The following is a 23,841-nucleotide window of genomic DNA, read 5'->3' as shown; positions in this document are numbered from 1 at the left end:
GCACCACCGCGCGGCGACGCGTCCCGTTGCGGGGCGCGTCGTCCTTTTTCGCCCGCCACCGCCGGCCACCGGGACGCCCCAGTTTGTTTCCAGCCCTTGACGGGCCGATGAACGCCGGCTAGAACTGCATGCAGTTCTTCACAAGTGTGAGAGAGGCCTCATGGGACTCAGCGGAGATCTGCAGCACGCCCCGGACGCGGTCGACCAGGCCGGTCCCTCGGCCGAGCAGGCCGGCGCCTCGGTGGGCGCCGTGCGGCTGCCCGACGTCCCCGTCGCCGACGTGCGGTGCCGGGTGTTCCGCGCCCGGCCCGCCGAGCAGATCGCGATGTCCTTCGCTCCCCTGACCCACCGGGTGATGGTGCTGGTCGAGGTCGAGCTGGCCGACGGTTCGGTCGGCATCGGCGAGAGCTGGGCAAACTACCCGTCCTGGGCCTGGCGCGAGCGCGTCGCCACGATCAGGGAGGGCGTGGCGCCGCTGCTGCTCGGCACGCGGCCGGCCGACCCCGCCGACGCGCAGCGGGCGCTGATGGCGAAGCTGGGTCCGCTGGGCCGCCAGTGGGGTGCGCCCGGCCCGATCCACCAGGCGGTGAGCGCGGTCGACATCGCGCTCTGGGACCTGGCCGCCCGGCACGCCGGGCGGAGCCTGGCGTCGCTGCTCACCACGCACCCCCGCACCGAGCTGCCCGTCTACGGCTCCAGCCTCGGCCCCGCCGGGGTCGCCGAGACCGCGACGCACTGCGGGGCGCTCGGGCTGACCGCCGTGAAGGTCAAGGTCGGCTTCGGCCGGGACCGGGACCTGGACAACGTCCGCACCACGCGGCGCGTCCTCGGCGACGGGGCGCAGATCTTCGCCGACGCCAACCAGGCGTGGTCGTTGCCCGAGGCGCTGCGGATGCTGCCGGCGCTGGCCGACCTGGGTGTCGCCTGGGTCGAGGAGCCGCTCGCCGGCGACCGTCCGGAGGAACTCGACGAGCTCGGCGCCCGCACCGGCATGCCCCTGGCCACCGGCGAGAACCTCTACGGCGCCGCGGCCTTCACCCCGTACCTGCGCGGCAGCGGGGTCACCATCGTGCAACCGGACCTCACCAAGGTCGGTGGGATCAGCGAGTACCTGACGGTGCTCCGGGCCGCCGAGGCCGCCGGCAAGACCGTCAACCCGCATCTGTACAACGGCGCGATCGCGACCGCCGCGACCGTGCAGGTGGCCGCCAGCAGCCCGGCGACGTCCCTCGTCGAGTGGGACGTCCGGTCCAACCCGCTGCGCCAAGCCGCCGACGAGTTCCTGACCGCCCACGGCACGGTCACCGTGCCCCACCGCCCCGGTCTCGGTATCGACCTCGATCCGGACCAGCTCGACCCGTACGAGGAGCAGCTGTCGTGACCGATTCCCCGATCGTCGACGAGGTCCTGGCAACCCCGAGCGCGGTGCGCATCGGCGGCCGGGCGGTCCCGGGCGCCGTCACGGGGGCGCCCACCCTGCCCGTCGTCGACCCGTCCACCGGGACGGCCTTCGCCGAGGTCAGCACCGGCGGCTCGGCCGACGCCGCCCGCGCGCTCGCCGCCGCCACCGCCGCGCTGCCGACCTGGGCGGCCACCCCGGTGGCGGAGCGCGCCGCGGCCCTGCGGGCCATCGCCGACGACATCGAGGCCCTGGCGACCCGCCCGGACTGGGCCGGGCTGATCACCAGGGAGACCGGCAAGCGGCTCGCCGAGTCCACCGCCGAGCTGGGGCTGACCGTGACCTACTTCCGGGTCATGGCCGACCTCGTCGAGCGGCAGGAGGAGCAGCGGCTGACGGTGGTGCCGCAGCACGAGCACCGGGTCGCCGCCCGGCCGGTCGGGGTCGCGGCCGTACTCACCCCGTGGAACTTCCCGGTCTCCATCCCCGCCCGGAAGATCGCACCGGCGCTCGCCGCCGGCTGCCCGGTGCTGTTCAAGCCCTCGGAACTGGCTCCGCTGTCGTCGATGGTGCTCGCCGCGGTGTGCGAGCGGCACCTGCCCGACGGGGTGCTCGGCACCGTCCTCGGCACCCCGGCCGACGTCGTCTCCCCGTGGCTCGCGGCGCCGGCGGTGCGGGCGGTCTCGTTCACCGGGTCGACCCGGGTCGGTCGCCTGGTGGCCACCGAGGCGGCGCCGCGGTTCCTGCGTACGGTGATGGAGTTGGGCGGCTGCGCGCCGTTCGTCGTCCTCCCGGACGCCGACCCGCAGGCCGCGGCGCAGACCCTGATGGTCGCCAAGTACCGCAACAACGGCCAGTCCTGCATCGCGGCCAACCAGATCCTGGTCGCCCGGGAGGTGTCCGGGGAGTTCGTCGAGGCGTTCGTCGAGGCCACCCGCGCCCTGCGCGTCGGCGATCCCCGGGACCCCGGCACCGACATCGGCCCGCTCGCCCCGGCCGGCGACCCGGCACGCATGGCCGCTCTGGTCGACGAGGCCGTCGCCCGGGGCGCCCGTGCCGTCGCGCCGCACGGCGCGGCACCGTCCGTCGGGCACTACGCCGCCCCGACGGTGCTGCTCGACGCGCCCGTGGACAGCCGCGCCATGACCGGTGAGATCTTCGGACCGGTCGCGCCGGTGCACGTCTACGACGACCTCGACGCGGCGTTGGCGGTGCACCACGCCACGGGCTACGGGCTCGCCGGCTACGTGTGCGGCACCGACCTGGACGCCGCGCGGGCGGTCGCCGACCGGCTGCGCGCCGGCATCGTCGGGATCAACACGGGCACGCCGAACACGCCGTGGGTGCCGTTCGGCGGGCTCGGTGACTCGGGCGTCGGCTACGAGGGCGGCCGGCCGGGCCTGGAGGCGTTCCAGACCCACCTCAGCGTCGCCTCCCGCCCGGTGAGGGCCTGAGCGTCATGCGCCTGCTCATCGGCCAGACCGGCGCGCCGACCGCCGTCGTCAACGCGAGCCTGCGCGGCTTCCTGGAGGGCGCTGAGGGCCACGAGGTCCTCGCCCTGCGCGGGGGCCCCGACGGTCTCGTCGACGGCCGGCTCACCCCGGTCACCCTCGCCGACGTCCCGCCCGCCTGGACCCACCGCGGCGGGTCCTGGCTCGGCGCCGGCCGCCGGGCGGTCACCGGCGACGACCTCGACGCGGCGGTCGCGACGCTCGCCGAGCACCGCGTCGACGGGGTCGCCCTGATCGGCGGCAACGGCACGATGGCGCTGCTGCGGGCCCTCACCGAACGCGCCGAGCAGGCCGGGTTGCCCCTGTGCACCGCAGGCATCCCCAAGACCGTCGACAACGACCTGGTCGGCGTCGACCACTGCCCGGGATTCGGCTCCGCCGCGCGCTACCTGACCCGGGTCGTGCCCGACCTCGCCCGCGACCACGCGGCCATGCGGGCGATCGAGCCGGTACGCATCGTGGAGACCCTGGGCCGGTCGGTGGGCTGGCTGGCGCTGGCCGCGACGTGGCACCGGGAGGACCCGGCGCACGCACCGCACCTCGTCCTGCTGCCGGAGGTGCCGTTCGACCGGGCCGACTTCCTGCGCCAGGTCGACGACGCCCTGCACAAGCACGGCCGCGCGTTCGTGGTGACCAGCGAAGGTGCCGCCCGCGAGCTGACCGACGAGCCCTTCGAGGCGGCCAACCACACCCGGATCCTGCTGGGCGGGGTGTCCCGCCGGCTCGCCGCGCTCGTCACCGCCGAACTCGGGGTCGCCGCCCGCGGCGAGGTCCTCGGCATGGTGCAGCGCTCGGCCGGCGCCTTGGCCGGCGACGTCGACCGCCGGGAGGCGACCGAGGCCGGGCGGCACGCCGCGCGGCTGCTCGCGGACGGGCGCAGCGGGCTCATGGTCGGCCTGCACCGCGTCGGCACCGACCCCTACGCCGCCGGGTACGACCCGGTGCCACTGGCGGAGGTGGCCGGCCGCACCCGACCGGTACCCGCGCCGTGGCGCACGACCGACCCCGCCGACCTCGGCGACTTCCACGACTGGCTCACCCCTCTCATCGCCTGAGTGACCCCTCCATCGAAAGGCAGGCACATGCGGCACAGGTACCTGAGCGCGGCGCTCGCCCTGGCCCTGGTCGGCGGACTCACCGCCGGCTGCGGCTCGGACTCCGCCGGCTCCGCCAACGAGATCAACCTGATCATGTCGAACCACCCCTGGCAGCGGGCGATCGAGCCGTTGATCGACGACTTCGAGAAGGAGTCGGGCGTCACGGTGAAGGTCCAGACGTTCGCCGAGCAGCAGATGCGCGACAAGGTGCAGCTCAACCTCCAGTCGCGCAGTGCCTCGATGGACGTGTTCATGACGCTGCCCTCCCGTGAGGGCCCCCAGTTCGCCAAGTCCAACTACTACGAGCCGCTGGACGAGCACGTCGGCAAGGCGGGGGCGGACTACGACGTCGACGACTTCCCGGCCGCCGTACGGGCCGGCATGACCGTCAACGACAAGCTGATCGCCGCGCCGATCAACGTCGAGGGCGTGGTGCTGTACTACCGCACCGACCTGTTCGACAAGTACGGCGTCACGCCGCCGAAGACGCTCGACGAGCTGACCACCGCCGCCGAGACGATCAAGCAGAAGTCCGGCGGCAGCGTCACCCCGATCGCGCTGCGCGGACAGTCCGCGGCACTGCCGTTCACCTTCGGTCCGTTCCTGCACTCGCAGGGCGTGAGCTGGACCAAGCCCGACGGCACGCCCAACTTCGACGACCCGAAGGCGATCGAGGCGATCGACCGCTACGCCACCCTGGCCCGCGAGTACGGCCCGCCCGGCGTCGTGAACAACACCTTCACCCAGTCCTCGGCCCTGTTCGCCGCCGGCAACGCCGCCATGGAGCTGGAGTCGAGCAACGAGGTCAGCAGCATCGTCGACCCCAAGACCTCCAAGATCGCGGACAAGATCGGCGTCCTCGACTTCCCGGCCGGCGCCGCCGGTTCCAAGACCACCGTGCTCTCCTGGGGCCTGTCGGTCTCCTCGTTCTCGAAGAACAAGGACGCGGCGTGGAAGTTCGTGCAGTGGGCCACCAGCGCGAAGACGCAGCTGGAGCTCACCAAGTCCGGCATCGCGCCGCCGCGCACCTCGGTCAGCCAGGACCCGGCCTACACCGCCACCCTCAACACCGAGACGCTCAAGCAGTGGAACGCGGCGCTGACGAAGGCGCAGACCGACGGTGACACCGAGGTCGGGCCGGTGGGTGTCGCGGCCCCCGAGATGCGCAAGGTCATCGGCGACGCGGTCGGCACCGTGATCCTCGGCCGGGCGAGCGCCGCGGACGCGGCCAAGCAGATCCAGGACGGCCTCACCCCGCTGCTGGCGAAGAACAGCGAGTAGGAGCCTCATGAGCACCGACACGACGACGAAACGCCCGACCGGCCCCCGCCCCGCCAGCACGGCGGGGCGGGGGGCGGGGCGCCGGCCGAGAAGGACGGTGCATCCGACCGCCCGGGGGATCTGGCCCTTCGTGGTGCCGGCCGCCGTGGTCACCGCCCTGCTGGTCCTGCTGCCGATCGCGTACACCGTCTGGTTGTCGGTGACCGACCGGCAGTCCGACGGCACGAACACGGGCTTCCTCGGGTTCGACAACTACGCCCAGATGTTCGCCAACCCGGCGTTCTACAACTCCCTGAAGGTCACGCTCTTCCTCTTCGTGGTGTGCCTCGCCGTGGAGACCGTGCTGGGACTCGCGCTCGGCTACGTGATGAGCCTGGACGTGCCGGGTCGGCGCGTCTTCCAGGGCATGATGCTCATCCCGGCGATCACCGCGTCGGTGGCGGTCGGCCTGCTCTGGCTGCTGATCATGGATCCGTCGCTGGGGGCGGCCAACGAGCTGCTGGCCGTCATCGGGATCGACCCCGTGGTCTGGCTCGGTGACCCGTCCATCGCGCCCTGGTCCATCGCGCTCGTGGACATCTGGCAGTGGACGCCGTTCATGGCGCTGATCATCTCCGCCGGCATCCGGTCGTTGCCGGAGGAGCCGTTCGAGGCGGCGGCCATCGACGGGGCGAGCGGCTGGCGTACCGCGTGGAACATCGGTCTGCCCCTGCTGCGGCCGGTGCTCATCGTCGCGATGCTGCTGCGCACCGTCGACCTGGTCCGCTTCTTCGACACCATCTACATCATGACCCAGGGCGGGCCGGTCGACTCGACGAACACCCTCAACGTGTACGGCTACAACGAGGCGTTCATCAACCAGGCGCCCAGCTACGCCGCCGCCCTGCAGATCGCCCTGCTGGTCCTCGTCGTCCTGATCGCCACCGTCTTCACCCTGGTCCGAAGGAGGGCCGCGAAATGAGCGCGGGCAAGCGGCTGGTCGGCGTCTACACCGCGTACGTCCTGTTCGCCGTGGTCTTCTTCGGCCCGGTGCTGTTCATGCTCTGGTCGTCGCTGCGGCGCAACGTCGACATCACCGGCTCCCTGTTCGACGTGGCCTCGCCGCTGACGCTGGAGAACTTCACCAACCTGTTCGAGCGCTTCGAGTTCGGCCGCTACATCGTCAACAGCTTCATCGTGGCCGGCGGCTCCACCCTGCTCGGCCTGGTGCTGGGCGCGCCGGCCGCGTACGTGATCGTCCGGCGGCAGCTGAACACGCTGGGCTTCGTGACGCTGCTCGCCCGGATGGCACCCGGCGTGCTGTTCGTGCTGCCGCTGTTCGTGCTCTCCATCCGCATCGACGCCCCGTCGAACACGGGGCTCAACTACGCCCTGCTCATCGTGGCGCACCTGATCGTCACCCTGCCGCTGTGCATCTGGCTGCTGATCCCGTTCTTCGAGGAGATCCCGATCAGCATCGAGGAGTCGACGCTCATCGACGGCGCCTCCACCTGGCAGCGGTTCCGCATGGTGGTGCTGCCGCTCGCCATGCCGGGCGTCTCGGTGGCACTCACGCTCAGCTTCGTCTTCTCCTGGAACTACTTCCTGTTCGCCCTGGCGCTCGCCAACGACCAGACGCTGCCGCTGACGGTCATCGCCTTCAACTTCATCGGCCAGGGATCGAACGACTTCGGCGGTCTGATGGCCGCGAGCACGCTCATCTCAGCGCCGGCCCTCCTGCTGACGATCTTCGCGCAGCGGTGGCTGGTGCGTGGAATCACCGGAGGTGCCGTCAAGTGACGACCACCAGTGTCCGTGCCCGCTTCCTGGGCGACGGACGGATCGACTTCGAGCGGGCCACCCTCGGCCCGGTAGCGAACGGGCAGGTACGCGTCCGCGTCGACGTCTGCGCCCTCTGCGGCTCGGACAAGCGGCTGCTGCGGTCGGGCTCGCCCGTGGTGCCGGGGCACGAGATCGCCGGCACCGTGGTCGACGTCGGCGCGGACGTCACCGTGCCCGTCGGGACCCGCGGCATCGTCTACATCCCGGTCTTCTGCGGTACGTGCCGACGCTGCGCCGCCGGCCGCACCAACCAGTGCCTGCACCTGCGGGAGCTGATCGGCTGGCAGCGCGACGGCGGGTTCGCCGAGCACGTCGACGTGCCGGCCCGCTGCCTTCTGCCGGTGCCCGACGACGTGCCGCTGGACACGGCGGTGCTGGGTCTGGACACCGTGGGCACCGCCGCGCACGCCCTGCGCCTGTGGCAGCGCACGCAGCCCGACGGCGTCGACCGGGCGCTGGTCATCGGCGCCGGCCCGTTGGGCCTCGGTGTCGTCGCCGTGGCGGGCGCCTTCGGCGTCGGCGAGGTGGACGCCTTCGACCCGCACGAGGGTCGCCTGGCCACGGCCGTCGAGCTGGGCGCCCGGGCCGCCGGCGACCTGGCGGCGGAGAACCAGTACGACCTCGTGGTCGAGGTCAGCGGGGCCGCGGCGGCCCGGGAGACCGCGCAGCGGGTGGTCGCGCCCGGCGGCGCGGTGATCGCCCTCGGCGAGTCCGACGAGCCCTACACGATGCCCGCGACGCCCCGTTGGCGGCGCACCGACTGTTACACGGTGCGTTCCTTCTACTTCCCCACCAGCGAGGTCGAGGCGAACTGGGACCTGCTGCGCGACCACGGCGCCGCGCTGCGGGACCGGCTGACGGTGCCGGTGACCCTCGCCGAACTGCCGGACGCCTTCGCCCGCTTCGTCGCCGGCGACTACTTCAAACCCTGCATCGTGTCGGAGGACGCCTCATGAACCAGCCGCAGCACCTGCTCATCCTCGCGGTCGACCAGCGTCCCTGGCTCACCCAGGCGCTCTACGGCCACACCGGCACCGCCACGCGCGGCCAGCGCGCGGCGATCGCCGACGGCAAGCACATGGTGGTGGAGGGTCTGCTCGCGGCGCTCGCGGACGAGCCGAGGCTCGCCGCGCACGCCGGCATCCTCGTCGACGCGACGCTCGGCCCCGGCGTGGCCGAGCGGGCGCACGCCAACGGGGTGACCGTGAGCATGCCGCTCGAACGCGGCGGTTGCGAGATCTACGAGACCGAGCCGGCCGACCTCAGGTCCCACCTGGAGCACCACGGCCCCGAGCTGCCCAAGGTCCTGGTCCGCTACAACGTCGAGGGCGACGTCGACGGCAACCGCGTCCAGCGCGCCCGGCTGGCCGAGGTGTCCGCGACGGTCCGCGACACCGGTGGCCGTTTCCTGTTCGAGCTGCTCGCGCCGCCCACGCCCGCGCAGCTCGACGCCGTCGGCGGCGACCTGGGACGGTTCGAGCGGGACCTGCGTCCCGCGCTGGTGCACCGCGCGATGACCGAGCTGCTCGAGGAGGTGCCGGTGGACGTCTGGAAGCTGGAGCACCTCGACCGGCAGGAGCACTACCGCACCGCGGCCCGGATCGCGGCCGAGGCCGGCGGCGAGTGCATCCTGCTCGGCGCCAACGCGCCGGCGGCGCGGGTCGAGGGGTGGCTCGCCGACGCCGCCGCCGCCGGATTCACCGGCTTCGCTATCGGGCGTAGCATCTGGTGGGACGCGCTGCGCGGGCTGCTCGCCGGGGACCTGGCCCGCCCTCAGGCGGTGGCGGCGGTCGCCGCGAACTATCGCGGATTCGCCGCCGCGTTCCTCGCCGCGGTGCCGGTCGGGCCCGAGCCGCACGAGTGAGGACACCAGTGACGCCACCTTCCCCGCCCCGGCCCCCCGCCGCGACGCTGCCGGCGCCCGCCACCGCGTCCGCGCCCGCGCAGGAGGCGGACCCGCACACCGGTGAGCGGGTCGGCGAGCTGCTCTACCGGACGCTGCGCGACCGGATCATCTCCGGCGAGCTGCGGCCCGGCACCCGGCTGAGCGTCCCGGCGTTGGCCGAGGAGTTCCGGGTGAGCCGCAGCCCCGTGCGGGACGCGGTGATCCGCCTGGTGCAGGACGAGCTGGCGCGCGAGACCCTCAACCGCGGCGCGGTCGTCGCCCGCATCGAGGGCGAGGAACTGGTCAGCCTCTACGAGGCCCGCGAGGCTCTGGAGTGGGCGGTGGCCCGGCTGGCGGCGCAGCGCTACAGCCCGGCGCTGCGCCGCCGCCTGCTCGCCCTGCTCACCGAGCACCGGCAGGTCGCGGCGGACGGCGACTTCGCCCGCCACATCGAGCTCGACGCCGCGTTCCACCGGGAGATCCGGCAGGCCGCGCAGAGCCCGGTGCTGACCCGGATGCTCGACGGCGTCCAGAGTCGGGTCCTGATCGCGATGCGCTCGACCAGCCTCACCGGCGGCATGGCCCAGGCCGTCGCCGACCACCAGGCCATCTTCGAGGCGCTCTGCTCGGGTGATCCCGACGCCGCGGGTGAGGCCGCCCGGGCGCACATCCGCCGACTCAAGGAGCTGCTCCGTGCCGCTTACTGACGCCCGCACGATCGCCGCCGTCCGGTGCCACGGTCCCGGCGACGTACGCGTCGAGCAGCTGCCCGCGCGTGTCCCGGGTGCCGGCGAGGTGGCCATCGAGCCCCTGGCCGTCGGGGTCTGCGGCACGGACGGCCACATCGTCGGCGGCAGCTTCCCGGCGGCCCGCCCGGTCGTGCTGGGCCACGAGGTCTGCGGACGGGTGCGGGAGGTCGGCCCCGGGGTCGACCGGCTCACGCCCGGCGACCTCGTGACCGTCGAGCCCCACGACTACTGCACCGCCTGCGCGTACTGCCGGCTGGGGCAGGAACACCTCTGCGACGCCAAGCGGGGCTACGGCGTACGGCTCGACGGCGGGATGACCGAGCGCATGGTCGTGCCGGCACGGATCGCCTACCGGCTGCCTCCGGACACCCCACCGTGGATCGGCGCCCTCACCGAGCCGCTCGCGTGCTGCATCCACGGCATGGACCAGCTCGCGCCCCGCTCCGGCCTGCCCGTGCTCGTCTACGGCGCCGGCCCGGCGGGGGCGATGATGGTGGCGCTGGCCCGCTCCCGGGGGCTCGCCCCCGTCGTCGTCATGGATCCCCGCCCGGACCGCCGCGACCTCGCGCTGCGGATGGGAGCCGACGCCGCCTTCGATCCGACCGACCCGGCCAGCGGGGCGGCGGCCCGGGACATGACCGACGGTCTGGGCTTCCCGTACGTCGTCGACGCGGTCGGCTCGGCGCGCCTGCTGGAGTCCGCGATCGGCATGGCCAGCCGTGGCGGCCGGATCCTGGTATTCGGTGTCGCCCGGCCGGACGAGGAGGCCCGGGTACGCCCCAACGAGGTCTTCGCGCGCGAGCTGACCATCGTGGGGGCGGTCATCAATCCGTACACCCACCACCGCGCCGTGGGCATGCTGCCGACGCTCGGTCTGGACCGGCTGCGGCCGGCGTTCTTCCCGCTGGAGAAGGCCTCGCAGGCGCTCGACGCCCAGGCCGTCGGCCAGGCCGACAAGGTCTTCGTCGCCCCGCACGGCGTCGAGGCCGCCCGCCGGTAGGCAGGCGGAAGCGGGCGGGTCCATCCGTGCGGCGCCACCGGGGCCGGGCTCCGGTGGCGCCGTACGGCGTTGCCGACTTTTGACCGTCCGGACGAAAGTTCAGACGATCTCGCACAAACATCTAGACATTTAGATTTAAGAATCATAGTGTTGCCCTCACCAGGCAGCGGCGTGCCAGGCCAACCATCAGGACATGACAACGATGTCCGTTCGATGTCCGGGCCCGCCGCTGAGCCCGAGCGCCGCGCGACGACGTACGTCGTTGTCCCGCTCCCCTGGAGGAGAGAATGCTCGGATCGTCCCGACGAGCACGCGTGCCCCTCGCAAGCGCCCTCACCGCTGTCGTCGCCCTCGCCGGCCTGTGGCTGTCCCCGCCGAGCGCGGGTGCGGCTCCGCCGCCGCAGGAGCCCGGTGTCACCCTGCGCGTCTTCGACCTGCAGGTGCCACTCAACAACCTCTGCACCCTGAAGGCCGGCCAGACACCGAACGTCGACAAGCTCATGCCGACGGTCGACTGGACGAGCGCGGCCGACTTCGGCATCGAGGACCACTTCCTGGTCCACGTCCTCGGCAACGTCAACATCACCCAGGCCGGCAGCTACACCTTCCGGCTCATCAGCGACGACGGCTCCCGCCTGCTGATCGACGACACACTGATCGTCGACCACGACGGCGCGCACGGCCCGGAACCGAAGGACGGCGCCGTCACCCTGACCGCCGGCTACCACTCCCTGCGCATCGAGCACTTCGAGCGTACGGGCGGCCAGCAGCTCACGTTGCAGTGGCGTACGCCGGGCTCCAGCACGTTCGTGACCGTCCCCGACTCGGCGCTGAGCACCGACGCCGGCGTCGTCCGGGTGACCGCACCCGGCCGCAAGGAGTGCGAGGCCAGCGGCGACTCCCCCGGCGACGGGCTGCCGCTGACGTCGGTGCACCCGAACTACACCCTGACCGACCTGCGCCCGAGCGGTTTCCAGCCGCAGGTCACCGGGTTCGACTGGTTCCCCGACGGCCGGCTGGCCGTGGCCACCTGGGGCGGTTCACTGACCACCGTGGGCGAGGTGTGGATCCTCGGCAACGTCACCGGCAGCACCAGCCCCGGCCAGGTGACCCGGGAGCGGGTCGCGACGGGGCTCCAGGAGCCGATGGGGCTCAAGATCGTCGACGGGAAGATCTACGTCTCGGAGAAGGCGAAACTCACCGAGCTCAACGACACCAACGGTGACGGGGTGACCGACCAGTACCGCACCGTGGCCACCTGGCCGTTCGGCAGCAACTTCCACGAGTTCGGGTTCGGCCTGCTCTACCGGGACGGCTACTTCTACCTCAACCTCTCGGTCTCCATCAACTACGGCGGAGCCACGACCGACCCGCAGCCGGCCCCGAACCGGGGCACGACCATCCGGGTGAACCGGAGCACCGGCGCGATCGACTACGTGGCCGGCGGCCTGCGCACCCCGCACGGCATCGGCTGGGGCCCCGAGGGCGACATCTTCGTCACCGACAACCAAGGCGGCTGGCTGCCGTCGTCGAAGCTCGTGCACGTCAAGCAGGGGCGCTTCTTCAACCACTACATGAACCCGGCCGGCCCGTTCGACAACAACCCGGTCACCCAGCCGGTGCTCTGGCTGCCGCAGAACGAGATCGGCAACTCGCCGAGCACCCCCGTCATGCTCAACCAGGGCCCGTTCGCCGGGCAGATGGTCATCGGCGACGTCACCTACGGCGGGCTCCAGCGCGCCTACCTGGAGAAGGTCAACGGCGAGTACCAGGGCGCGCTGTTCCGGATGACCCAGGGCCTGGAGGCGGGAGTGTCCGAGGTGTCCGTCGGGCCCGACGGCGCCATCTACACCGGCGGCCTGCACGGCGGCGGCAACTGGGGGCAGGAGGGCAAGCTCAGCTACGGCCTGCAGAAGATCGCCCCGAACGGCGGCAACAACTTCGACATGCTGGCGATGCGGGCCACCCCCAACGGCTTCCAGATCGAGTACACCCAGCCCCTGTCGGCGTCGACCGCCACCGCGCTGGCCAGCAAGTACCGGGTCAAGCAGTGGCGCTACGTGGCGACGGCCGCGTACGGCGGGCCGAAGATCGACGAGGAGACGCTGTCGGTCTCCTCGGCCACCCTGTCGGCCGACGGGAAGACCGTCACGTTGGCGATCAACGGCCTCAAGCCCGGCCGGGTCGTGCACGTCCGCTCGCCCCGGCCGTTCGCGGCCAGCAACGGGCAGTCGCTCTGGAGCACCGAGGTCTGGTACACGCTCAACGCCATCCCGGGTCAGCAGCCGCCCGTCAACCTCGCGCTCGGCAGGGCGGCGACCGCCGACAGCTCGTGCTCGCCCACCGAGGGCCCGGCCAGGGCCGTCAACGGGACGACCACCAGCGGCAACCTCGACAAGTGGTGTTCGACGGGCGCGACCAAGTGGTTGCAGGTCGACCTGGGCACCACCCAGAGCCTGAACCGCTTCGTCGTACGCCACGCGGGCGCCGGCGGCGAGAACACCGCCTGGAACACCCGCGACTTCACCATCCAGACCAGCACCAACGGCACCTCGTGGACGACCACGACGAACGTCACCGCCAACACGGCCAACACCACCACCCACGACTTCTCCCCCACCCAGGCCAGATACGTCCGGCTCAACGTCACCAAGGCCACCAGCACCTCCGACAACGCGGCCCGCATCTACGAGTTCGAGGCCTACGGCGGGCAGACCGCGACCGGGAACCTCGCGCTGGGCAGGGCGGCGACGGCCGACAGTTCCTGCTCGGCCACCGAGGGCCCGGCCAGGGCCGTGAACGGCAGCGTGTCCGGTGGGAACAGTGACAAGTGGTGCTCGACGGGCACCACCAAGTGGCTCCAGGTCGACCTGGGCACCACCCGCAGCGTGAACCGCTTCGTCGTACGCCACGCCGGCGCCGGCGGCGAGAACACCGCCTGGAACACCCGCGACTTCACCATCCAGACCAGCACCAACGGCACCTCGTGGACGACCACGACGAACGTCACCGCCAACACCGCCAACACCACCACCCACGACATCTCCCCCACCCAGGCCAGATACGTCCGACTCAACGTCACCAAGGCCACCAGCACCTCCGACAACGCGGCCCGGATCTACGAGTTCGAGGCCCACGGCCCCACAGGCGACACCGGTCGCGTCACGCTCCTCGACGGGTCCCACCTCGACAACTTCGAGAGCACCAACGGCACCCCGGCCACGTGGCCGCTGGCCAAGGGCGGCGTGGAGGTCCTCGGCGGCGACATCCGCAGCCGGCGCGCGTTCGGTGACTTCCGGCTGCACGTCGAGTTCTGGCTGCCCAACCTCCCGCCGGACGTCACCGGCCAGGCCCGCGCCAACAGCGGGATCTACCTCCAGGACCGCTACGAACTCCAGGTCCTGGACTCCTTCGGCGACACCACCCCGGCCAACGACGAGGGCGGCGCCATCTACGGAAAGATCGCGCCATCGGTCAACGCGGCCAGCGCACCGGAGACGTGGCAGACCTACGACGTCACCTTCCGGGCGGCCCGCTTCGACAGCGCCGGGGTCAAGACGGAGAACGCCCGGGTCACGGTCGTGTGGAACGGCGTCACCGTCCACGACAACGCGGTGATCAACGGGCCCACCGGCAACGGCGCCCCGGAGGGACCCTCGGTGGGGCCGATCCGGCTGCAGGACCACGGCGACCCGGGCCTCAACGTCCACTACCGCAACATCTGGGTCGAGCCCACGAGCTGACCGTACGCCCGGGGCGGGGCGACCCGCGCGGGTCGCCCCCCCCCGGCCCGCACCCCGCGCAGGCCTGAAGAACCCCCGTCCGTCGCACGGGCCCCGCGCCCGCGCGACCCGTCCACATCGGAGACGGCATGACACGTCGCGCCCGCATCCGCACCCTGCCGCTGGCGGCCGCCCTCACCCTGCTGGCCGCCCTGCTCACCCCGGTGTCCCCGGCCCGGGCGGCGCCCGCGAAGACGCCCCCGCTGACCACGCCGTGGACCAGCCAGGCCCTCACGGGCACGCCCCTGCCGGAGTACCCCCGACCGCAGATGACCCGGCCCGACTGGCTCAACCTCAACGGCGAGTGGCAGCTGCGCCAGTCCGCCACCGACGACGCCCCGCAGTTCGGCACGAACCTCCCCGAGCGGGTGAACGTGCCCTTCCCGGTGGAGAGCGCCCTGTCCGGCGTGCGGCGCGCCGCCAACGACAACCGCCACTACCTGTTCTACCGACGCACCTTCACCGTGCCGGCCGACTGGTCCGGCCGCCGGACCCTGCTGCACTTCGGGGCAGTCGACTGGCAGAGCACCGTGTGGGTCAACGGCGCGCAGGTCGGCGGGCACACCGGGGGCTACGACGCCTTCACGTTCGACGTCACGCCGCATCTCAACGGCGGCACGAACGAGATCGTGGTGAAGGTGTGGGATCCCACGGACAGCCGGCAGAACGGCAGCCTCCCCCCGATCGGCAAGCAGACCAGGACCCCGGGTGGGATCTTCTACACCCCCAGCTCCGGCATCTGGCAGACCGTCTGGTTGGAGCCGGTGCCCACCGCGTCGATCAGCGGCGTCGACGTCTATCCGAACCTGTCCACCAACACGCTACGGGTGCGGGTGTCCACCCGGGGCAACGTCACCGGACACAGCGTGCTGGCCGAGGCGCTGAACGGAAGCACGCTGGTCGGCTCGGCCACCGGTGGCTTCACCGACTTCAGCGTGCCGGTGCCGAACGCCCGCCGGTGGTCCCCGGACGATCCGTTCCTCTACGGCCTACGGGTGACGCTGCGCGACCCGGGTGGCGCCCAGGCGGACCGGACGACGCACTACTTCGGCATGCGGGAGATCACCACCGGGATGGTCGGCGGGGTGCTGCGCCCTAAGCTCAACGGCCAGTTCGTGTTCCAGGTCGGCACCCTCGACCAGGGGTACTGGCCGGACGGGCTGTACACCGCCCCCACCGACGCGGCACTCGCCTTCGACCTGCAGAAACACAAGGACCTCGGGTTCAACATGGTCCGCAAGCACATCAAGGTCGAACCGCAGCGGTGGTTCTACCACGCCGACCGCCTCGGCCTGCTGGTGTGGCAGGACGTCCCCTCGATGACCGCGCAGGACATCAACGCCGACAACGCCCAGCAGGCACAGTTCGAGGCCGAGGCGAGGGAGATCGTCGACGAACACCGCAGCTCCCCCTCGGTGGTCGCCTACACCGTCTACAACGAGGGGTGGGGCGAACGCGCGCTCGCCGACACCCGGCGGGTCGGGCAGAACGTGAAGAACCAGGACCCGACCCGGCTGGTGAACGTGCACAGCGGCCACAACTGCTGCCAGTCCCTCGGCGACCCGGGCAACGGGGACATCGACGACTGGCACATGTACCTCGGCCCCGCCTCGCCGAGCCCGTCGGCCTCCCGGGTCGCCGTACTCGGTGAGTTCGGCGGCCTGGGCCTGCGGACGCCGGGGCACGAGTACAGCCCCAGCGGCGGCTTCTTCGCCTACGAGTGGCAGCCGAACTCCACCGCCCTCACCGACCGGTACGTCGGGCTGGTGCAGGGCACCCGGAACCTGATGCTCGGCAAGGGCCTCAGCGCCTCGGTCTACACCGAGATCACCGACGTCGAAGGCGAGCTGAACGGCTTCCTCACCTACGACCGCCAGATCGTCAAGATGGTCGAGTCCCGGGTCCGGGCAGCCAACCAGGCGCTCATCGACGCGTCCAGGTCGCTCGGCGACAACCAGCCGGTCGTACTGCCGCTGAACACGCGCCGGTCGTTGCAGGTGACCACGCCCGGACACACGCAGAGGTACCTGCGGCACCAGGACAGCCTCGCCTACACCGAGGTCGTCGACTCGGGCAGCACGGCGCTGCTGAAGAACGACGCCACCTACACGATCCGGGCGGGGCTGGCCGACGCCACCTGCTACTCCTTCGAGTCGGTCAACTTTCCGGGGCAGTACCTCCGGCACGCCGCGTCCCGGGTCCGCAACTCGCCGAACGACGGCTCGGCGCTGATGCGCGCCGACGCCACCTGGTGCGCCCGCACCGGGCTGACCGGCGGCGGGGTCTCCCTGGAGTCGTACAACTTCCGGGGCTCGTTCCTGCGCCACTTCAACTCGGAGGTGTGGCTCAGCAACGGCGCCGGCGGCGCGGCGTACGACACGCCCACCCTCTGGAGCGCGGACAGCACCTGGAACGTCGCCGCGCCCTGGGCGCCGTGAGGACCGGACCGCGAGCCGGCGCACCGCCGCCCAGGTGGCGGTGGATCCGGGGGCCGCCGCCCGCATCGGTCGGGCCGGGCAGGCGGCCGGGCCGAGGGCGCCGTCGCGTCGGCGGGAGGCAGGATGGGCGGGTGACTGCCCCCACCCGCCCGTCGTCGGCCGTCCTGGACGCGGTGCTCGAACGGTTGACCTACGTCAACGAGGAGACCGGCTACACCGTCGCCCGGGTGGCCACCGGCCACGGCAGCGACCTGCTCACGGTGGTCGGCGCGCTGCTGGGAGCCCAGCCGGGGGAAAGCCTGCGCCTGTCCGGCCGGTGGTCGTCGCACCCCCAGTACGGCCGGCAGTTCGAGGTGCACTCGTACACGACCGTTCTGCCGGCCACGATCCAGGGCATCCGCCGTTACCTCGGCTCGGGGCTGGTCAAGGGCATCGGTCCGGTGTTCGCCGAGCGGATCGTCGCCCACTTCGGCCTCGACACCCTCCGCGTGATCGAGGAGGAGCCCGCCCGGCTGGTCGAGGTGCCCGGCCTGGGACCGAAGCGCACCGCGAAGATCACCGCGGCGTGGGAGGAGCAGAAGGCCATCAAGGAGGTGATGGTCTTCCTCCAGGGCGTCGGCGTGTCCACCTCCCTGGCCGTGCGGATCTTCAAGCAGTACGGCGACGCCTCCATCACGGTGGTCCGGAACGAGCCGTACCGGCTGGCGGCCGACGTGTGGGGCATCGGCTTCAGGACCGCCGACACCATCGCCCAGGCCGTCGGGATCCCGCACGACAGCCCCCAGCGGGTCAAGGCCGGCCTCCAGTACACCCTGTCCGAGGCCACCGACAACGGGCACTGCTACCTGCCCGACGGTCAGTTGGTCGCCGACGCCACCAAGATCCTCGACGTGCCCGCCGACCTCGTCACCACCTGCCTGGACGGGCTCGTCGGTGAGGAGGGGGTGGTCCGCGAGACGCTGCCCGGGCCGGACGGCGAGCCGACGGCGGCGGTCTACCTGGTGCCGTTCCACCGCGCCGAGCAGTCCCTCGCCGGATCCCTGCTGCGGCTGCTGCGCGACCGCGCCGACCGGCTGCCCCACTTCACCGGCGTCGACTGGGGCCGGGCGCTGGCCTGGTTGAAGGCCCGCACCGGCACAGAGCTGGCCCCCGAGCAGGAACAGGCCGTCCGCCTCGCCCTCACCTCCAGGGTCGCCGTGCTGACCGGTGGCCCCGGCTGCGGCAAGAGCTTCACCGTGCGCTCGATCGTCGAACTCGCCGCCGCGAAGAAGGCCAAGGTCACCCTCGTCGCGCCGACGGGCCGCGCCGCCAAGCGGCTGTCGGAGCTGACCGGGCACCCGGCGGCCACCGTGCACCGGCTGTTGCAGCTGCGCCCCGGCGGGGAGGCCAGCCACGACCGGGACAATCCCCTCGACGTCGACCTCCTCGTCGTCGACGAGGCCTCCATGCTCGACCTGATCCTGGCCAACAAGCTCGTCAAGGCCGTTCCGCCCGGCGCGCACCTGCTGCTCGTCGGCGACGTCGACCAGCTGCCCTCCGTCGGCGCCGGCGAGGTCCTGCGGGACCTGCTCGCCGCCCCGGCCATCCCCCGGGTCCGGCTGACGCAGGTCTTCCGCCAGGCCGCGGAGTCCGGGGTCGTCACCAACGCCCACCGCATCAACGCCGGCAGGCCGCCCCTGCTCCAGGGCCTCAGCGACTTCTTCCTCTTCGCCAGCGACGACACCGACGCCACCGCCGCCCTGACCGTCGACGTCGCCTGCGCCCGGATCCCCGCCCGCTTCGGCCTCGACCCGCGCCGCGACGTCCAGGTCCTCACCCCCATGCACCGCGGCCCGGCCGGCGCGGCGGCCCTGAACACGCTGCTCCAGCAGCGGCTCACCCCGGCGCGCGAGGGGCTACCCGAGCGCCGCCTGGGCGGACGGGTGTTCCGCGTCGGCGACAAGGTCACCCAGGTCCGCAACAACTACGACAAGGGCCAGGCCGGCGTCTTCAACGGCACCGTCGGCATCGTCACCGCTCTCAGCACCGACGAGCAGACCCTGACGGTACGCACCGACGAGGACGAGAGCATCGACTACGACTTCGACGAACTCGACGAGCTGGCCCACGCGTACGCCATGACGATCCACCGCTCGCAGGGCTCCGAGTATCCCGCCGTGGTCATCCCGCTGACCACCAGCGCCTGGATGATGCTGCAACGCAACCTGCTCTACACCGCTGTCACCCGCGCCAAGAAGCTCGTCGTCCTGGTCGGTTCCCGCCGCGCCCTCGCCGCCGCCGTCCGTACCGTCGGGGCCGGGCGTCGCCACACCGCCCTCGACCACCGCCTCGCCTGAGCACTGGCTGCTGGCGAACCGCAGGAGGAGTTTGATCGTGCAGGTGGAGCCGTTGGTCGAACGACGGGCACACCAGCTCGGCGACGTGGGCCGGCGATGGCTCGCCCGGCTACCAACGCTGATCGCCGAGCTGGAACGCCGGTGGCACATCGCCGTCGGCGCTCCCCTGGCCGGCGGAACCGCGGCGTACGTCGCCCGGGCCCGTACGGCGAACGGTCGCGACGCCGTGCTCAAGCTGGTCCTACCCGATCCGGACCTGACCCGCCAGGTGCCGACCATGGTCGAGGCGCGCGGCCACGGGTACGCCCGGCTGTTCGCGCACGACATCGAGCGGAACGCGATGCTGATCGAGGCACTCGGGCCGTCCCTGAGCCAGCTGGACACACCTGTCGAACAGGTCATCGAGGTGCTCTGCCGCACGCTGCGCCAGGCCTGGCGAACGGCGCCGTGGCCGGAACTCACCGCCGCCCCGACGCTGGACAAGGCCTGCCAGCTCAGCGAGTTGGTCGGCCGACTCTGGGAGGGCCTCGGCCAGCCCTGCCCGGAGCGTGTCGTCGCCCGGGCCCTGCACTTCGCCGAGCAGCGCTGCGCCGCCGCCGACCAGCAGCGGTACGTCGTCGTGCACGGCGACCCGCACCCCGGCAACGCCTTGCGGGTGCCGACGCCGCGGACGGGGGCCGAGTCCGGATTCGTGTTCGTCGACCCGGACGGCTTCCTCGGAGACCGCGCCTACGACCTCGGCGTCGTGCTGCGCGACTGGTGTGCGCAGCTGTCGGCCGGCGACGCCCGCGGCACCGCGCGACGGTACTGCCAGCTCCTGGCCGGACACACCGGCGTCGACGAGGCCGCCATCTGGCAGTGGGGCTTCCTGGAACGGGTCTCCACCGGCCTGTTCCTCATGCAGCTCGGAGACGTCGCGCAGGCGCGGTCCTTCCTCGCCACCGCCGAAGCCCTCGTCGCCGAGAACGTGCCGTGACGGCTCAGCCCCGCGCACGCGCCCCGGTTACGGCGGTCGGTGCGGGGCGCAGCGCCGCGAGCTGGATCTGCAACGCCAGCCGCGTGCGCGGCGAGTCGAGATCCACGGCGACGACCTCGGTGAGGCGACGCAACCGGTAGCGGAGCGTGTTGGGGTGCACGTGCAGCTGCCGGGCGGCCCGCTGCGGGTCGCCCTGCTGGTCGAGCCAGGCGGCGACGGTGGCGACGTAGTCGGTGCCGTGCTCCCGGTCGTGGGCCACGAGACCGGGCAGGGGGCCGCCCAGCAGCAGGTCGACGCCCGGCACGGCGCCGACCACCCGGTGCACGACCAGCTCCGCCCAGTGGTCCTCGAACCGCAGCACCGGGCCCCGCTGCCCGGCCGGACCGCGCAACGCGAGCAGCTCCGCCGCCTCGGCGCGCGAGCGCGGCAGGTCCGCCAGGTTCCGGGCGACGCCGCCGGACGCGGCGTACAGACCCGGGTCCTGCACGGCGACGTCGTGGATCAGCTTCTCCATCCACCGCCGCGAACCGGGCGCGGCGCCCTCGTCCACCAGGACGGCGAACAGGACGTCCCCGACGTCAGCGAGCAGCGGCTGGCGCCAGCCGTGCCGGCGGGTGATCGACTCCCACAGGGCGAGGTTGTCGACCATCTCCCCCGTACCGCCGAGGGCGACGACCCGCCACGGTCCCTCGGGCAGGGCCAGCTCCTCCCGGCCCAGCCCGCCGGGGGCCCGCAGGACCGCCCGCAGGCGGTCGGCCGACACCCGGCGCGCGACGTCGGCCTGCACGCGCAGGCGGAGCAGGTGCAGGGCCAGCACGGACGCCGTGCCCTGGAGGTCGCGCAGCCGCTCCTCCGGCACCGGGCCCTCGACGACGGCCCAGATCGAGCCGAGCAGCTCGCCGCCGGCGCGGATCGGGACGACGAGGCGGGGCAACGTCCCGTCCGGGCCCTGCGGTACGAAGATCAGCTCGCTGCCCGTCGCGAGCTTGCGGAAGACGCCACGGGAACGGAAGTGGGCGATCACGTTGCCGGGGGCGCGACGCCCCACGATCGTCGACACGCGCGCCGGGTCGGTGCGGTCCTGGCGCGACGAGTAGGCCAGCACCCGGGACTGGGCGTCCTCGATCGTCACCGGCGCGTCGACGACGGCGGCGGTCGCGTCGGCGAGGGCGAACAGCTCGTCGTAGACGCCGGGCTCCCCGGCCTCCGACGAGCCGGGCGCGACGGCCCGGTCGATCATCCCGCGGAGCAGCCAGACGAGCTGGGCCCAGGAGCCGTGACGTTGAAGCTCGACCAGGGTGAGGCGCCGTTCGGCGGCGGCCGACGTCACGTCGGGGTGCGCGGCCAGCGGAGGCTTGAGCACCAGGCCGGCCGCCCCGGCCTCCTGGCAGCGCGCGACGACGGCGAGGGCCTGTTCCGGGGTCGCGACGCCCGCGCCGAGGACGAGGTCACCGCTCTGGCCGGTCGTGGCGTCGTCGGCGAGGGTCACATCGCGTACCTCCGCCTCGTCGGCGGGGACGACGACCTTGAGCAACGCGGCGCCGGCCGCGTCCACCACGCCAGCCACGGTGAGCATGCCGCGATTGTGCCCCGATCTTGTCCGGCAGGGCCAATGACCTGGGCGATCCTTGGCCGGAACGGACAATGACCTCCCGGCCCGGTGGGGACAGGATTGGCCGCGATCCCTGTCGCGCCCGAAGGAGAAGACGCCATGTCCCCCGTCGAGTCAGTGCCCGCCCCCCAGCACGTCGCCGTCGTCGGCGCGGGGATGGTCGGGCTGGCCACCGCCTGGTTCCTGCAGGAGCGGGGGGTCCGGGTCACCGTGCTCGACCGTACGGGGGTCGCGGCGGGCGCGTCGTGGGGCAACGCGGGCTGGCTCACCCCCGGCATCACCACTCCCCTGCCGGAGCCGGCGGTGCTGCGGTACGGGGTGCGCGCCGTGCTGAGCCCGTCCTCGCCGGTCTACGTGCCGCCGCGCGCGGACGCCCGGTTGCTGCGGTTCCTGGCCGGCTTCGCGCGGCACAGCACGGCGTCGAAGTGGCAGAGCGCGATGCGGGCACTCATCCCGATGAACCGGCGGGCGCTGGAGGCGTTCGACGCGCTGACCGCCGGTGGGGTCGCGGTGCCGACGCACGAGGCGAAGTCGTTCCTCGCCGCGTACCGGACCGAGGCCGAGCGGTCGGTCCTGCTCGACGAACTGGCGCACATCCACTCCGCGGGCCAGGGGATCGAGTTCGACGTCCTCACCGGGGCCGAGGCCCGGGAGGTGGAGCCCTCGCTGTCGGACACGATCGGCGCCGCCATCCGCCTGCACGACCAGCGCTACGTCAACCCGGGCCAGTACGTGCACGCCCTGGCCGACTCGGTCCGCGCGCGGGGCGCAGCGGTCAGGGCCGGCGTGGACGTCCTGGACGTCCGCGACGAGGCGACCGGTGTCCGGGTGGTGACCTCCGCCGGCACCGACGAGCGCTACGACGCGGTGGTGCTGGCGACCGGCACCTGGCTCGGCCAGTTGGCCCGGCGCTTCGGCGTCCGCACCGTCGTGCAGGCCGGCCGCGGCTACAGCTTCAGCGTCGCCATCGAGCACCTGCCGGCCGGCCCGGTCTACTTCCCCGCGCAGCGCGTGGCCTGCACGCCGCTGGGCGACCGGCTGCGCGTCGCCGGCATGATGGAGTTCCGCAGCGCCGAGGCGCCGCTGGACCGGCGCCGCGTCTCGGCCATCGCCGAGGCCGCCCGACCGCTGCTGCGGGGCGCCGACCTGGACACCCGCACCGACGAGTGGGTCGGCTCGCGACCCTGCACCCCGGACGGCCTGCCCCTGATCGGCCGGACCAGGTCGCCGCGCGTCTTCGCCGCCGGCGGCCACGGCATGTGGGGCATCACCCTCGGCCCGCTCACCGGCGAGCTGCTCGCCGAGCAGATCACCGGCGGTGGGCAGCCCGTCGAGCTGCGCCCGTTCGACCCGCTGCGCTGACGGGCGTCCGCCCGGGGTCGAGGAGTGGCCGGCGCGGCGTGCGTCGGATGACGCCATGACGTTTCGTACCCGGCCCCATGACAGTTGTATGAAGAAGCTGTGGAAGTGACCGGGAGTGGTTTCGCCGCCCTTCCGGCGGGGGCAACACCGCAGCTCGACGACAACTCTCCCGGAAGGACGGCTCCACGTGGAAGTCACCGGTTTCTTCACTGCCATCATCATCGGCCTGATCATCGGGGCGTTGGGCCGCCTGGTCGTTCCGGGAAAGCAGAACATCCCGATCTGGCTCACACTGCTCATCGGTGTGGTGGCGGCGATCCTCGGCACCCTCGTCGCCGGGGCCCTCGGCGTCGACGACACCAAGGGGATCGACTGGATCGAGCTGGCCCTCCAGGTCGTCTTCGCCGCGATCGGTGTCGCCATCGCCGCCGGCGCCTACGGTCGCCGACGCATCCGCTGACCTGCACGTCCCACGGTGCCGGCCCGCCCTCGTGGCGGGACTTCAGCTTGTAGGCCACCGGGTAGAGGGCCTCGATGGCGCCGGTGAACGCCGGTGCGCCGTTCGGCCGGGGCTCCAACGCGCACCTGCTGG

17 protein-coding genes are annotated in these 23,841 nt (G+C 72.6%); 16 read left to right on the top strand and 1 reads right to left on the bottom strand.

The genetic code is table 11. From position 1 onward, the window contains the following. Positions 1 to 160: 160 nt before the first annotated feature. The 14 genes from AB0B83_RS14185 to AB0B83_RS14120 all read left to right on the top strand — a co-directional run bounded on the left by AB0B83_RS14185 (position 161) and on the right by AB0B83_RS14120 (position 20,275). Complete coding sequence (locus AB0B83_RS14185) at positions 161 to 1,381, top strand: mandelate racemase/muconate lactonizing enzyme family protein (protein ID WP_357578533.1); 1,221 nt, start codon at positions 161 to 163, stop codon at positions 1,379 to 1,381. Beyond that, on the top strand, positions 1,378 to 2,853 hold the full coding sequence (locus AB0B83_RS14180; protein ID WP_357578532.1) for an aldehyde dehydrogenase family protein: 1,476 nt from the start codon (positions 1,378 to 1,380) through the stop codon (positions 2,851 to 2,853). The genes AB0B83_RS14185 and AB0B83_RS14180 overlap by 4 nt, the downstream gene beginning before the upstream one ends. Positions 2,854 to 2,858: 5 nt before the next feature. Then, positions 2,859 to 3,965, top strand: a complete 1,107-nt coding sequence (locus AB0B83_RS14175; RefSeq protein ID WP_357578531.1) for a diphosphate--fructose-6-phosphate 1-phosphotransferase — start codon at positions 2,859 to 2,861, stop codon at positions 3,963 to 3,965. A gap of 27 nt (positions 3,966 to 3,992) precedes the next feature. Continuing rightward, positions 3,993 to 5,288, top strand: coding sequence for a sugar ABC transporter substrate-binding protein (locus AB0B83_RS14170; RefSeq protein WP_357578530.1), 1,296 nt, complete (start codon positions 3,993 to 3,995; stop codon positions 5,286 to 5,288). A 97-nt stretch (positions 5,289 to 5,385) separates the two neighbouring features. Beyond that, entirely contained in the window at positions 5,386 to 6,249 is an 864-nt protein-coding gene (locus tag AB0B83_RS14165; RefSeq protein WP_192581238.1) for a sugar ABC transporter permease, read from the top strand. Beyond that, complete coding sequence (locus AB0B83_RS14160; protein WP_132239812.1) at positions 6,246 to 7,067, top strand: carbohydrate ABC transporter permease; 822 nt, start codon at positions 6,246 to 6,248, stop codon at positions 7,065 to 7,067. Before AB0B83_RS14165 ends, AB0B83_RS14160 begins: the two co-directional genes overlap by 4 nt. Next, the gene (locus AB0B83_RS14155) at positions 7,064 to 8,065 is read left to right on the top strand and encodes an alcohol dehydrogenase catalytic domain-containing protein (RefSeq protein WP_357578529.1); all 1,002 of its coding nucleotides are present in this window, start codon (positions 7,064 to 7,066) and stop codon (positions 8,063 to 8,065) included. Before AB0B83_RS14160 ends, AB0B83_RS14155 begins: the two co-directional genes overlap by 4 nt. Then, positions 8,062 to 8,973, top strand: coding sequence for a 2-deoxy-5-keto-D-gluconate 6-phosphate aldolase domain-containing protein (locus AB0B83_RS14150; RefSeq protein WP_357578528.1), 912 nt, complete (start codon positions 8,062 to 8,064; stop codon positions 8,971 to 8,973). The genes AB0B83_RS14155 and AB0B83_RS14150 overlap by 4 nt, the downstream gene beginning before the upstream one ends. Positions 8,974 to 8,981: 8 nt before the next feature. Further along, positions 8,982 to 9,701: a GntR family transcriptional regulator gene (locus AB0B83_RS14145; RefSeq protein ID WP_357578527.1), complete on the top strand. Its 720-nt coding sequence runs from the start codon at positions 8,982 to 8,984 to the stop codon at positions 9,699 to 9,701. Next, positions 9,688 to 10,743 (top strand): alcohol dehydrogenase catalytic domain-containing protein, encoded by a 1,056-nt coding sequence (locus tag AB0B83_RS14140; protein WP_357578526.1) that lies wholly within the window; start codon positions 9,688 to 9,690, stop codon positions 10,741 to 10,743. The genes AB0B83_RS14145 and AB0B83_RS14140 overlap by 14 nt, the downstream gene beginning before the upstream one ends. 314 nt (positions 10,744 to 11,057) lie before the next feature. Further along, entirely contained in the window at positions 11,058 to 14,486 is a 3,429-nt protein-coding gene (locus AB0B83_RS14135; RefSeq protein ID WP_357578525.1) for a discoidin domain-containing protein, read from the top strand. 128 nt (positions 14,487 to 14,614) lie between these two features. Beyond that, a complete protein-coding gene (locus AB0B83_RS14130) occupies positions 14,615 to 16,963 on the top strand; it encodes an AbfB domain-containing protein (RefSeq protein WP_357578524.1) in 2,349 nt (782 codons plus the stop codon). Between the two features lie 131 nt (positions 16,964 to 17,094). Further along, complete coding sequence (locus AB0B83_RS14125; RefSeq protein WP_357578523.1) at positions 17,095 to 19,299, top strand: ATP-dependent RecD-like DNA helicase; 2,205 nt, start codon at positions 17,095 to 17,097, stop codon at positions 19,297 to 19,299. Between the two features lie 37 nt (positions 19,300 to 19,336). Continuing rightward, the gene (locus tag AB0B83_RS14120; protein ID WP_357578522.1) at positions 19,337 to 20,275 is read left to right on the top strand and encodes an aminoglycoside phosphotransferase family protein; all 939 of its coding nucleotides are present in this window, start codon (positions 19,337 to 19,339) and stop codon (positions 20,273 to 20,275) included. Between the two features lie 4 nt (positions 20,276 to 20,279). On the opposite strand, the gene AB0B83_RS14115 is transcribed toward AB0B83_RS14120, so the two are convergent. After that, positions 20,280 to 21,851 (bottom strand): helix-turn-helix domain-containing protein, encoded by a 1,572-nt coding sequence (locus AB0B83_RS14115; RefSeq protein WP_357578521.1) that lies wholly within the window; start codon positions 21,849 to 21,851, stop codon positions 20,280 to 20,282. A gap of 135 nt (positions 21,852 to 21,986) precedes the next feature. Between AB0B83_RS14115 and AB0B83_RS14110 the strand changes: the two genes are divergently transcribed. Both AB0B83_RS14110 and AB0B83_RS14105 read left to right on the top strand, forming a co-directional pair. Then, positions 21,987 to 23,249, top strand: coding sequence for an FAD-dependent oxidoreductase (locus tag AB0B83_RS14110; RefSeq protein ID WP_357578520.1), 1,263 nt, complete (start codon positions 21,987 to 21,989; stop codon positions 23,247 to 23,249). 187 nt (positions 23,250 to 23,436) lie between these two features. Continuing rightward, positions 23,437 to 23,709 (top strand): GlsB/YeaQ/YmgE family stress response membrane protein, encoded by a 273-nt coding sequence (locus AB0B83_RS14105; protein WP_311411082.1) that lies wholly within the window; start codon positions 23,437 to 23,439, stop codon positions 23,707 to 23,709. Positions 23,710 to 23,841: the final 132 nt, after the last annotated feature.

Source organism: Micromonospora sp. NPDC049060 (genome assembly GCF_040649055.1).
GTDB classification, from domain to species: Bacteria; Actinomycetota; Actinomycetes; order Mycobacteriales; family Micromonosporaceae; genus Micromonospora; species Micromonospora reichwaldensis.
Note: the sequence above shows the minus strand (reverse complement) of the source record. Positions and strands in the feature narration are given on the sequence as shown.

What these genes read in the sequence shown, in the direction of transcription:
- AB0B83_RS14150 (WP_357578528.1), top strand. Translation starts at nt 8,062, where the DNA reads ATGAACCAGCCGCAGCACCTGCTCATCCTCGCGGTCGACCAGCGTCCC.
- AB0B83_RS14175 (WP_357578531.1), top strand. Translation starts at nt 2,859, where the DNA reads ATGCGCCTGCTCATCGGCCAGACCGGCGCGCCGACCGCCGTCGTCAAC.
- AB0B83_RS14115 (WP_357578521.1), bottom strand. Translation starts at nt 21,851, where the DNA reads ATGCTCACCGTGGCTGGCGTGGTGGACGCGGCCGGCGCCGCGTTGCTC.
- AB0B83_RS14170 (WP_357578530.1), top strand. Translation starts at nt 3,993, where the DNA reads ATGCGGCACAGGTACCTGAGCGCGGCGCTCGCCCTGGCCCTGGTCGGC.
- AB0B83_RS14110 (WP_357578520.1), top strand. Translation starts at nt 21,987, where the DNA reads ATGTCCCCCGTCGAGTCAGTGCCCGCCCCCCAGCACGTCGCCGTCGTC.
- AB0B83_RS14130 (WP_357578524.1), top strand. Translation starts at nt 14,615, where the DNA reads ATGACACGTCGCGCCCGCATCCGCACCCTGCCGCTGGCGGCCGCCCTC.
- AB0B83_RS14185 (WP_357578533.1), top strand. Translation starts at nt 161, where the DNA reads ATGGGACTCAGCGGAGATCTGCAGCACGCCCCGGACGCGGTCGACCAG.
- AB0B83_RS14160 (WP_132239812.1), top strand. Translation starts at nt 6,246, where the DNA reads ATGAGCGCGGGCAAGCGGCTGGTCGGCGTCTACACCGCGTACGTCCTG.